Annotated in this window: 13 protein-coding genes and 1 pseudogene; 5 read left to right on the top strand and 9 right to left on the bottom strand. The window is 70.2% G+C overall.

Going from position 1 to position 10,428, the window contains the following annotated elements:
- Positions 1 to 37: 37 nt before the first annotated feature.
- The 4 genes from ADK52_RS13980 to ADK52_RS13965 form a co-directional block, all read right to left on the bottom strand.
- Positions 38 to 664, bottom strand: coding sequence for a hypothetical protein (locus ADK52_RS13980; protein ID WP_053690104.1), 627 nt, complete (start codon positions 662 to 664; stop codon positions 38 to 40).
- Between the two features lie 91 nt (positions 665 to 755).
- Positions 756 to 1,076 (bottom strand): hypothetical protein, encoded by a 321-nt coding sequence (locus ADK52_RS13975; RefSeq protein ID WP_053690103.1) that lies wholly within the window; start codon positions 1,074 to 1,076, stop codon positions 756 to 758.
- A 165-nt stretch (positions 1,077 to 1,241) separates the two neighbouring features.
- Positions 1,242 to 2,066, bottom strand: coding sequence for a polysaccharide deacetylase family protein (locus ADK52_RS13970; RefSeq protein ID WP_053690111.1), 825 nt, complete (start codon positions 2,064 to 2,066; stop codon positions 1,242 to 1,244).
- Between the two features lie 336 nt (positions 2,067 to 2,402).
- Entirely contained in the window at positions 2,403 to 3,992 is a 1,590-nt protein-coding gene (locus tag ADK52_RS13965) for an MDR family MFS transporter (RefSeq protein WP_053690102.1), read from the bottom strand.
- A 118-nt stretch (positions 3,993 to 4,110) separates the two neighbouring features.
- Between ADK52_RS13965 and ADK52_RS13960 the strand changes: the two genes are divergently transcribed.
- Positions 4,111 to 4,689 carry a TetR/AcrR family transcriptional regulator gene (locus tag ADK52_RS13960; RefSeq protein ID WP_053690101.1) on the top strand — a complete coding sequence of 193 codons (579 nt, stop codon included), beginning with the start codon at positions 4,111 to 4,113 and terminating at the stop codon, positions 4,687 to 4,689.
- 128 nt (positions 4,690 to 4,817) lie between these two features.
- Here the strand turns inward: ADK52_RS13960 and ADK52_RS41440 are convergent, their stop codons facing one another.
- Complete coding sequence (locus ADK52_RS41440) at positions 4,818 to 5,366, bottom strand: DUF4352 domain-containing protein (protein ID WP_159045932.1); 549 nt, start codon at positions 5,364 to 5,366, stop codon at positions 4,818 to 4,820.
- Positions 5,367 to 5,554: 188 nt separating this feature from the next.
- Here ADK52_RS41440 and ADK52_RS13950 point away from each other — a divergent pair, with 188 nt between their 5' ends.
- From ADK52_RS13950 to ADK52_RS13945, 3 genes and pseudogenes are all read left to right on the top strand, one after another.
- Complete coding sequence (locus ADK52_RS13950; protein WP_234343738.1) at positions 5,555 to 6,625, top strand: SGNH/GDSL hydrolase family protein; 1,071 nt, start codon at positions 5,555 to 5,557, stop codon at positions 6,623 to 6,625.
- Between the two features lie 158 nt (positions 6,626 to 6,783).
- Positions 6,784 to 6,966 (top strand): annotated as a pseudogene (locus ADK52_RS39905) (Scr1 family TA system antitoxin-like transcriptional regulator); the annotation flags it as partial.
- A 9-nt stretch (positions 6,967 to 6,975) separates the two neighbouring features.
- The gene (locus ADK52_RS13945; protein WP_053690099.1) at positions 6,976 to 7,173 is read left to right on the top strand and encodes a hypothetical protein; all 198 of its coding nucleotides are present in this window, start codon (positions 6,976 to 6,978) and stop codon (positions 7,171 to 7,173) included.
- On the opposite strand, the gene ADK52_RS13940 is transcribed toward ADK52_RS13945, so the two are convergent.
- The gene (locus tag ADK52_RS13940) at positions 7,136 to 8,002 is read right to left on the bottom strand and encodes an alpha/beta fold hydrolase (RefSeq protein WP_053690098.1); all 867 of its coding nucleotides are present in this window, start codon (positions 8,000 to 8,002) and stop codon (positions 7,136 to 7,138) included. The genes ADK52_RS13945 and ADK52_RS13940 overlap by 38 nt on opposite strands.
- Positions 8,003 to 8,092: 90 nt before the next feature.
- Positions 8,093 to 8,521: a nuclear transport factor 2 family protein gene (locus tag ADK52_RS13935; protein ID WP_053690097.1), complete on the bottom strand. Its 429-nt coding sequence runs from the start codon at positions 8,519 to 8,521 to the stop codon at positions 8,093 to 8,095.
- A gap of 97 nt (positions 8,522 to 8,618) precedes the next feature.
- Between ADK52_RS13935 and ADK52_RS13930 the strand changes: the two genes are divergently transcribed.
- Positions 8,619 to 9,167 (top strand): TetR/AcrR family transcriptional regulator, encoded by a 549-nt coding sequence (locus ADK52_RS13930; RefSeq protein WP_053690096.1) that lies wholly within the window; start codon positions 8,619 to 8,621, stop codon positions 9,165 to 9,167.
- Here ADK52_RS13930 and ADK52_RS13925 read toward each other — a convergent pair.
- On the bottom strand, positions 9,164 to 9,811 hold the full coding sequence (locus tag ADK52_RS13925) for an OmpA family protein (RefSeq protein WP_053690095.1): 648 nt from the start codon (positions 9,809 to 9,811) through the stop codon (positions 9,164 to 9,166). The genes ADK52_RS13930 and ADK52_RS13925 overlap by 4 nt on opposite strands.
- Positions 9,812 to 9,815: 4 nt before the next feature.
- Positions 9,816 to 10,403 carry a hypothetical protein gene (locus ADK52_RS13920; protein WP_063783837.1) on the bottom strand — a complete coding sequence of 196 codons (588 nt, stop codon included), beginning with the start codon at positions 10,401 to 10,403 and terminating at the stop codon, positions 9,816 to 9,818.
- Between the last annotated feature and the right edge of the window lie 25 nt (positions 10,404 to 10,428).

Raw genomic sequence — 10,428 nt, 5'->3', positions numbered from 1 at the left:
CCTCCCCCCTCCCCCCTCCTTCTCCCCCGCCTCGGGGTCAGACCTTTCCGTTCTCCGTCGAGAACGCCGTCCGGTACCGCTCGCAGCTGGAGTCCCAGCGCAGCGTGCCCGTGAGCGTCCCGTAGCCCGAGCGCGTGACCGACCACTCCACCGTGTACTCACCCGTGTCGCAGGCGATCCGCTTGCCGCCCGGGACCTTGGCGCGTCCCGTCGCCGGCTGGTTCGCCAGCTCCTGGTGCACCTCGACCGCCTTGGCGTGGTCCGACGAGCGCCGCAGTACGGCGTGCACGACGATCGGGTGCTTGCCGTCCTTGGTGGTCACGGCCTTCTTCACCAGCGTGGAGTCCGACACCGCCCAGCCGAATGCGAACGACGGCTGCCACGCGAGGGTCTTGGGGTCGCCGCCCCTCCGCTCGTAGTCGGGGGCGCCCGAGGGTCCGGGGCGGGTGACCGTCTTGTACTGCACTCCGGGGTAGAAGCGGAACTGCCCTTCCACCTTGTGCATCTCGTCCTTGGTCCACTGCGACTTCATCGTCTTCTCGCCGCCGGCCGGGTCCTGGAGGTACCCGCCGTCCGCGGCGGTGGCGGCGGCCTGGCCGAGGGCCGGGGCGAGGGCCGCCGCGGCGGTCGCGAGGGCGAGAACGGCGGTACGGGTGCGCTTCATGCCCGGCCCAACGGGGACCCGCGGCGGGCTGAAACGAGGCCGGGCGCGCTTTCACCCGTACGGGATCAGCGCGCACGACGCGGGCGGTGGCTCAGGCCTGACCCGTCTCGAAGCGGCTGATGCGGCCGCTTTCGGTGATGAACCGCCAGGCGGTGCGCATCTCGCCCCAGGTGTCGTTGCGGTAGTCGACGACGAGGGCCAGGCCGCCATCGGACTCGCTCAGGACGTCCATGCGCCCGTTGGAAGACCAGATCTCCTTGTCCGCCCACGGGGCGATGTCGCGGTCCGATCCGTCGTCGGACATGGTGGCGTTCGGGGTGAGGACGGCCTGGAAGGCCTTCTGGTCGCCGGCGTTGACGGCGGTGACGAAGGCGCGGACGGTGGGGTCGGACAGCTGGTCCGGTGGGATCACGGGGGCCTCCTGGGTGGTCGTACGGGCCCGCCCGTACGGGGGTTGCGTACGGGCGGGCCCGTACGGGGCTGCGTACGGGCTGTGTGCGGGCTGTGTGCGCGACCAGGGAACACCGCGGGGGGCGCCGGGGCGGCGACCTTCACCCGTTCGCGGGCGGACGGCGTGTCAGGAGCCGTCGGGGGCCGTGCGGACGGGGAACCCGGTGGGGCGGCCCTGGTCCTTCAGCCAGTCCAGTACCTGGTCGAGGGCCTCGACGGTCTGGGAGCGGTTGCCGCCGCCGTCGTGGAAGAGGATGGTCGGGCCGTTGCCGATCTCGCTCTTGACCGCGTTGACGATGGTGGCGGCGCCGGGCTTCCCGAAGTCCTTGGTGTCGACGTTCCATCCGAGCGGGCGCATGCCGTTCGCTGCGGCGATGCGGCGGCTGTCGGGGGTGAACGCGCCGCCGGGGGCGCGGTAGTACTCCACCTTGGCGCCGCCGCCCGCCGCGTCCTCGATCATCTTCTTCGCGTCCAGGATCTGCTGCTCCTGGTAGGCGACGGGCTTCTTGTCCATGGCCGTGTTGTGGTTCATGGTGTGGTCGCAGAGCCGGTGGCCGGCCGCGACGACGCGCTTGACCAGGTCGGGGTGGGCCTTGGCCTGCGGCCCGATCATGCAGAAGGTCGCCTTCACGTCGTACTTCTTCAGTACGTCGAGGACCTTGGGGGTCCATTGGGGGTCCGGGCCGTCGTCGATCGTGATGTTGACGGCGTTGCCCCCGCTTTCGGAGGCGTGGGCTATGCCGTCGGGTATCAGCGACGACGGCGCGCCGTTCTTCGCGCCGCCGTCGGGGGCGCCGGTCTCGCGTGACACGTTCTCGTGCGCGGGCCGCTGTCCGGTCCCGTGGCCCGGTCCGACGAAGGTCGACGCTCCCCACACCGTCACCGCCACCGCGGCGGCTGCCGCCACGACGACCGCCCCGGCCCGGATGCCCTGCCTGTTCGCGCGCGCCATGAAGCCCATCGGCTGACCCCTCCCCGTCCGTGTTCGTGTGCGCTCTGTCCTCCAGGACGACCTGTGAAGCAGACGGGTTCCCGCCAATTCCCCCATAAAATCCAGCTAATAGGACCTTGGTCCTTGATCCTCCCGATTTGGACCCCACCTGAAACAGGACAGAACCCGATCAACCTCCCCTGCATCACGTGTACTCACCTACCCCACGAGCCACGGCTTCAGCCCACGAAAAAACCCGGCCCCGGCGGAAGTTCCGCCGGGGCCGGGCTGGTGAACCGAGTGGCCCTCGGGGCCGAGTGAGCCACCTGGGCCGTGAGGGGCCGCAGGGGGCCGGGGTCAGTGGGCGAGGGACTCCGCCTGGGCCTGCGCCGCGTTGCCGTCGGCCGCGTCGCCGGCCTTGGCCGGGCCCGCGCCCCGCAGCGGGACCTCCTTGACGAACCAGGCCGCCACGAAGCCCAGTACGGCGACACCCGCACCGAGGAGGAACGCCGAGTGCGTACCGGCGGCGACCGCGTGCTGGTAGGCCTCGCGGATCGTCGGCTCCAGCTTGGCCAGGCTGGCCGCGTCGAGCTGGGCCGAGCCCGCGGCCTTGGCGGCACCCGGGCCCAGGCGGTCGGTCATGGTCTGGGTGACCTGACTGGTGAAGAGCGAGCCCATCAGGGCCACGCCGAACGAGCCGCCGAGGGTACGGAAGAGGGTGGCCGAGGAGGACGCGACGCCCATGTCCTTCATGTCCACGCTGTTCTGCGCGACCAGCATCGTGATCTGCATCAGGAAGCCGAGGCCGGCGCCGAGTATGGCCATGTAGACGCCGGACATCAGGCGGGTGGTGTCGGTGTCCATCTGCGCGAGCAGGAAGAGACCCACGACCATGAGCGCGCCGCCGATGATCGGGAAGATCTTGTACTTGCCGCTGCTGGTGGTGACCCGGCCCGCGATCAGCGAGACGACCATCATCGAGAGCAGCATCGGCAGGAGCAGCAGGCCGGAGTTGGTGGCGGAGGCGCCCTGGACCGACTGCTGGAAGAGCGGGAGGTAGAGCACGCCGCCGAACATCGCGAAGCCGACGAGGAAGCCGATGACCGACATGAGCGTGAAGTTGCGGCTGCGGAAGATGTGCAGCGGCATGACCGGCTCGGCGGCCCTGGTCTCGGCGAAGAGGAACGCGGCGATCGACAGGATGCCGACGACGATCAGGCCGATGATCTGGCCGGAGCCCCAGGCGTACTCGGTGCCGCCCCAGGTCGTGACGAGCACGGTGGAGGTGATGGCGACGGTCAGGAGGGCCGCACCCAGGTAGTCGATCTTCGGCCGCTGCGCCCCGGCCTTCTTCGGCAGGTGCAGGACGGCGGTGACCATCGCGAGCGCGACGGCGCCGAGCGGCAGGTTGATGTAGAAGGACCAGCGCCAGCCCAGGTGGTCGGTGATGGTGCCGCCGACCAGCGGTCCGCCGATCATGGCGAGGGCCATCACGCCGGCCATCATGCCCTGGTACTTGCCGCGCTCACGGGGCGGGATCAGGTCGCCGATGATCGCCATGACGCCGACCATCAGACCGCCGGCACCGAGGCCCTGGACGGCGCGGAAGCCGATCAGCTGGGCCATGTCCTGGGCCATGCCGCTGAGCGCGGAGCCGATCAGGAAGATCACGATGGAGGTGAGGAAGGAGCCCTTCCGTCCGTACATGTCGCCGATCTTCCCCCAGATGGGGGTGGAGGCGGCGGTGGCGAGGGTGTACGCGGTGACCACCCAGGAGAGGTGCTCCAGGCCGCCGAGCTCGCCAACGATCGTCGGCATCGCCGTGCCGATGATCATATTGTCGAGCATGGCGAGAAGCATTGCGATCATGAGAGCCATGAGGACGACACGGACGCTGCGCGGCTTCACCCCCTCGGAGATCTCCGCCGCGTTTATGTTTTCAGCCATGTCACTCCCCGTTTACCCATGCGCTCCGGGCCCTTACTTGCCGCCCGGCTAGTTCACTACACTGGGGAAGGTAGACCCGTCACTAGCCGGGCGTCAAGTAAGTAGTTTGGGGAGAGCCATGTCCAGCAGCAGTCCGCAGGCGCGCCGCGGCAACACGCGCCAGCGCATCCAGGACATCGCACTGGAACTCTTCGCCGAGCAGGGGTACGAGAAGACGTCGCTGCGCGAGATCGCGGAGCGGCTTGAGGTCACGAAGGCGGCGCTGTACTACCACTTCAAGACCAAGGAAGACATCATCATCAGCGTCTTCGAGGACCTGACCAGGCCGATCGACGAGCTGATCGACTGGGCGGAGCAGCAGCCCCGGACGCTGGAGATGAAGCGCGAGGTGCTGCGGCGCTACAGCGAGGCGATGGCGGCGGGCGCGCCGCTGTACCGCTTCATGCAGGAGAACCAGGCGACGATGCGGGAGCTGAGCATCGGCGAGACGGTGAAGCGCCGGCTGTTCACACTGGTGGAGCTGTTGCGGACGGAGGACGGGCCCCTGACGGACCAGGTGCGGTGCGTGAGCGCGCTGTTCACCCTGCACGCGGGGATGATGTTCCTCCAGCACGTGGAGGGCGACCCGGAGGAGACCCGGCTGGCGGCCCTGGAGGTCGCGACGGACCTGATCACCCAGGCCCACCAGGCGTCGTGAGGCAGGCGCGGGCGCACGTACGGACATACGGACATACGGACATACGGGCGCACGGACGCCTGGGCTGGGGGCTGCGCGTGCGGCGCGGGTGCGGGCTGCGGGTGCGGGCTGCGGGCCGGCGAGGGAGGTTACTTGACGGCCCACCACCCGGCCTGATGCGCGTACCCGGACCCCAGGGCGAACTGGACCGTGACGATCTTCGAATCGGCCGGCACCTCGAAGACGATCCACCCCAGCGCCTTCTCCTCGGCCGGCACCTTCACCGACCCCGGCATCGCGGGCCCGGCGGTCACCTCCGCGATCCTCGCCCCGAACCGCTGGCCCTGCTCGTCGATGGCCTCCGCCCCGCCGCTCGGGATCTCGTCGTACAAGGCCTTGCCCGTGTTCCTCAGCTCGAACTGAGCGGCGACCCACCGCTTGCCGTCCTTCGGCTTGTCGTACTCGCCGGCGCCCGTGGCCGGGTCGGCCCAGTTCTTGACCGTCATGGCCATCCGTTCGCCGTCCTGCTGACCTCTGAGCGTCAGGGGTTCACCGACGGCCGCCCTCTGCACCGACGGGTCGGGACCGCTGCTCTCGGCCTTCGGCGCCGGGGCGGGGGCGTCCCCTTCACCGCCCGACCCCCCGCAGGCGGTCAACGCGAGGATGCCGGCGACGGCCGGCGCAGCGGATCTCCGCACGGTCCCCCCTGGGACGAACGTCGATTGCGACCTACGCCGCATCATCGGGGAGGCGCGGGCGGCGGACGGCCGATGTCCCCATCACGACATCCGAATGTCACCGGCGCGCCTCCAGACGCCACCCTTCACCCGATCCGGGGGTTTGACCACCGGACCACTACTCTCCGTAACCGATTCGGCTGCCTTGAGTGAAGTGCGTCACCCGGATCGGCCGGTACGGCGCCCGAGCCAAGGACACCGCCATGCCCTTCCGCGCCAGGTACGCACTCGTGAGCGCCCTCGCCCTCATGACCCTGACCACAGCCCCGGCCACAGCCCCCGCCACGGCCGCACCACCCCCCGCTCCCCTCGACTACACCGCGCTCGGCGACTCGTACAGCGCCGGCGCCTTCGTCCGCCCCTGGGCCGCCGATGACGGCTGCGGACGCTCCACCCTCAGTTATCCGCAGCAGACCGCCCGCCGTCTCAACGTCCGCCTCACCGACGTCACGTGTTCGGCCGCCGAGGTGAGAGCCGGCGTCCTGGAGCCACAGACCGAGTTCAGCGGTCCCCCGTCCGTGCCGCCCCAGGGCGGCTGGGCTCCCCGGCCGGCCCAGATCAAGGCCGTCACCGCCGCCACGGACCTCGTCACCCTCGGGATCGGCGGCAACTCCGTCGGCTTCACCGACATCGTCACGAGGTGCATCGAGCAGGGCATCGCGTCCTTCGGGACCGGCCACCCCTGTTCCACCCACTACACCCGCGGCTCCGGCACCAGCTCGCTCGACGGCAGATTCGCCGCCCTGGAAGCGGACTTCGCGACCACCCTCAAGGACATCCGGACCCGGGCACCCCACGCCAAGGTGGCGGTCGTCGGTTACCCGGCCGTCGTCGCCGACAGCGCCGGCTGCTCCTTCGGCTCCTGGCGCCAGCTCGGCACCGTCACCAAGGGGGACATGCCCTTCCTCGACGCCCTGGAACGCCGGGTCAACGCCGTCCTGCGCACCCAGGCGCAACGCGCCGGCGCCGTCTACGTGGACACGTACGCCTCCAGCACCGGCCACGGCGTCTGCACGGCATCGGACCAGCGGTGGATGTACGGCATCAAAGACGACCTCACCGGCTCCGGCACCCAGACCGACCCGCCCTCCGACCTCTGCCGCAGAGTCCCCGCCACCGGCGAGGCCTGCACCGTCCTCCACCCCAACCTCCGAGGCGCCACCCACCAGGCCGACCTGGTCACCCAGGCCCTGACGGGATGGGGGGCGACCAGGAGATGACCCGCCGGGATGGCGTTCGAACCGGGCGGGGACCTCATGGTCGGCGTCACGGGTTCGGCCGCCCGATCGGCAGGGGTCAGGCGCCGAGGTAACCGAGCGCGCCGGCTCGGGGGAGCGTCGCCCAGGTTCGAGTGCCGCCGCCGGGCTCCCGGGGCTCTCCGCTGGAGGGGCCCGTACCGCAACTCGATACCGTGCAGATCGACAGCGCGCACGGCGCCGAATTCCTGTACACCGAGGCGCAACTATCGAAATATCGTGCCCAGTTGGACTGGATGGAAGGGCTCAGCCTGCCGCCGGGCCCCTCACGGGACTTCATCCGCCAACTGGCTCGCGAACTCTGAGGGGACACGATGGCCGACATCATCTGGGAGGACGCCTTCTGCGGCGAAGGCGCGAGCTGCTACCGGATCGGGGTGGACGGGGAAGGGCGGAGCTACATCGCGGTGGCGGGTCAGGAGGCGGCGTACGTCAGCGACACGGCCGACGCGCTCCGGCAAATGATCCGGGACATCAAGGCCGGTAAGGCCGATCACCTGCTGGCCGACTGAACGGCTTCGACGCCGAGGACCGGATAAACGCCGTGAGGTCGTCGGCGTACCGGTCGGGGTGGGTGAGGTGGGGGACGTGGCCGTCCCCCACCAGCGTCCGCACCCGCGCCCGGCCGCCGAGCGCAGTCGCGAGCTTGCCGACGATCACCGGGAACCACGGCGGGCTCTCGCTGCCGAAGGTCAGCAGCGCGGGGACCGGGAAACCGGCGAGGCGGGCGAGGTCGAGGTGCGCCCAGTCCGGGTCTCCGTGTTCGTCCGCGAACGTGGGGGCGTTCGCGGTGAGCGTCTCGCGCTCTCGGTCCGACAGCCGCTCCCAGGCGCCCGGTCCGATGGCGACCTCGTCCACGAACCGCTGCGCGCCCGTCCGGTCCTCGCCCGCGCGCAGAGCCGTGAGGACGCCGTCGAGGGCGGTCTCCATGGCCTGGAGCACCGGGCGGAGCTCCCGGTCCTCGTCACCCACGATGCCCATGAGCGGCGGCTCGTGCGCGGTCAGGCTGCGCAGCAGCTCGGGGCGGCGGGTGGCGAGGCCGAGGGCGGTCGAGGCGCCGAAGGAGTTCGCGGCCACATGGGCCGGGGCGCCGAGGATCTCGATGAGGGACGCGAGGTCGTCCTCGTCCTGTCGCCGGCCGCCCTGCCCCGGCGGGCGCTCGCTGCGGCTGTGGCCGCGCCGGTCGTAGACCAGTACGCGGAACGACCGCGCGAGGCGGGGGACGACGCGCTGCCAGGTCTCGTGGTCGACCCACGAGCCGTGGACGAGGACCAGGGGTTCGCCCTCGCCCACGACCTCGTAGTAGAGGTCCACGCCGTTCACGCGAGCCCGTGCCGCCATGCCGAGTCTCCTCACGGGGGGTGTCCGGGGGGTTTGAGTGCTCGCGCAGACACATACCGCGGGACCGGGGGCGGCACACCTGGCCCCGGATCAGGTGAGGAGGCGGCGGTCCTCGGGGGTGATCGGGATGTCGTTGATGCTGGCCTCGCGGCGGCGCATCAGCCCGTTGCCGTCGAACTCCCACTGCTCGTTGCCGTGGCTGCGCCACCACTGGCCGGAGGCGTCGTGCCACTCGTACTCGAAGCGGACGGAGATCCGGTTCCCGGTGTAGGCCCACAGCTCCTTGCGGAGCCGGTAGTGGAGCTCGCGCTCCCACTTCTCGGTGAGGAACTCGCGGATCTCCTCCCGGCCGCTGAGGAAGCGGTCGCGGTTTCGCCAGAACGAGTCCTCGGTGTAGGCGAGGGCGACGCGCTCGGGGTCGCGGCTGTTCCAGGCGTCCTCGGCGGCCTGGACCTTGGCGCGGGCGGTTTCCTCGGTGAAGGGCGGCAGGGGCGGGCGTACGGCGGCGGGGTCGGCCATGGCGGTCACCTCGGGTCGAGAGAGTGGGAGAACGGTCGTTCTCGACATTAGAGAACGACCGTTCTCGGCGCAAGCGATCCTGGGCTACGCTGCCTTCATGGACGACGAAGAGGCCCGGACCCGGCTGCTGGACACGGCGGAGGCGCTGTTCTACGCCGAGGGCATCCAGGCCGTCGGCATGGACCGCATCCGCACGGAGTCCGGTGTGCCGCTCAAGCGGCTCTACAAGGTCTTCCCGGCCAAGGAAGCCCTGGTCACCGCCTACCTCGACCGCCGCGACCGGCGCTGGACCGCGAGCCTGCGCGGCGCGGTGGCGGAGGCCGCCGATCCGGTCGATGCGGTCTTCGAGTGGCTGGCGCGCTGGTTCTCGGAGCCGGACTTCCGGGGCTGTGCGTTCCTGAACGCGTACGGGGAGCTGGGTACCGGCCCCGCCGCCGTGCTGGACGTCGTACGTCGGCACAAGGCGGAGCTGCGGGACCTGCTGGCGGAGGCCGCCGGGCCCGGCCGCCAGGGCCTGGCGGATCAGCTGCTGATCCTGGTCGAGGGCGCGACGGTGGTGGCGGCCCTGGACCCCGGCCCGGAACCGGCCCGCCGCGCGGGCGCGGCGGCGTCGGCTCTGATGCGGGCCGGGAGCGGACCGGCCTAGTTGCCGCCGGCGGGGCTGGTGCGGGGGAAGGTGATCTCGACCCGGCGGTTCTTCTTGCGGCCTTCCTCGGTGCCGTTGTCGGCGATCGGGTAGTCCTCGCTGTAGCCGCGTACGTCGTAGATGACGCCGGGGCTGGTGACGGTCTTGGCGAGCTCGGCCTGGACTGCGTCGGCGCGCTGCTTGGAGAGTTCCTTGCCGTGCTCGTAGCTGCCCTGGTCGTCGGTGAACCCGAAGACCCGGACGCGGGTCGCCTTCTGCGTGTTGATCTCGTTGGCGATGGCCTGTATCCGGGCGGCGGCCTGGGCGTTGAAGACGGCGCTGTTCTCGGGGAAGAGCACCTCGGACTGCAGGGCCATCATGACGGTCTGATTGGTCTCCTGCCGCCGCTGCTCACCGCCGAGGTCTTCGACGACCTCGGCGATGTCCAGCACCTTGATCGGAGCCAGGGTCCCGCCCTGGGGGATCTTCAGACCGGGCGCGTTGGAGTCGATCGGCACCGGCGCGGCGGCGGAGGGTTCCGTGCCGGGCGGCGCCGACGGCTTCACGTCGTCGGCGTAGGCGCTGGTCGCACCCATCAGATGGGCACCGGCGATGACGAGACCGACGACGGCTGTCGCAGCGGAGACGCGGTGGCGTTTATTCATGGGGTCACCCGGAGATTTTGATGGTGGCCGTGGCGAAGGTGGGGAGGCTCATCTCGACCTCCATGGTGGCTGGCGGTGGCGCCGGGAACTGCGCGAAGAAGGGCACAGATTGCCCGGCTTCAATGATGGCGAGTCCAGTGGTGCACAAGCACCTGCCATCCGTGTCACGGAGGACGTAGTAGCGCTTCTTCCCGGCCTTGTCGACCAAGGTGACGCCCGCAACCGAAACTCCGCTGGAGTTGAGTTCATTGCCGCGCCAAGGTGCCGTGTTGACGTAGGGAGCGGTACCGGTGTTTTTCAACTGACCTTCCACCGTGAGGAATCCACCAGCGTCCCGAGCCGCCCTATTGATGGTCAGGGTCATGCCGGCTTCACCGTTGACCGTGGCGAGCACTTCCGTCGGCGTGGGCTTGGGGCTGCCGTTCGGCGCCTGTGCCTTGGGAGAGTCCCCTTGGGACTTCGACGACGGGTCCTGGGGTGCCTTGGGCTTGTTGTCGTCTCCCCCACCGCAACCCGCCGCCGTGATCACCAAGAGGACCGCAACTGCGGCAGCCGCTCCCCCGCGGACCTTGGCCGAGTGCCGAGTGCTCATCTATGCCGCTTCCTTCTCTGATTCG

Source organism: Streptomyces sp. WM6372 (genome assembly GCF_001279655.1).
In the GTDB taxonomy this organism is placed as follows: domain Bacteria; phylum Actinomycetota; class Actinomycetes; order Streptomycetales; family Streptomycetaceae; genus Streptomyces.
The sequence above is the reverse complement of the archived record's forward strand: the minus strand, read 5'-3'. Positions and strand labels throughout refer to the sequence as shown.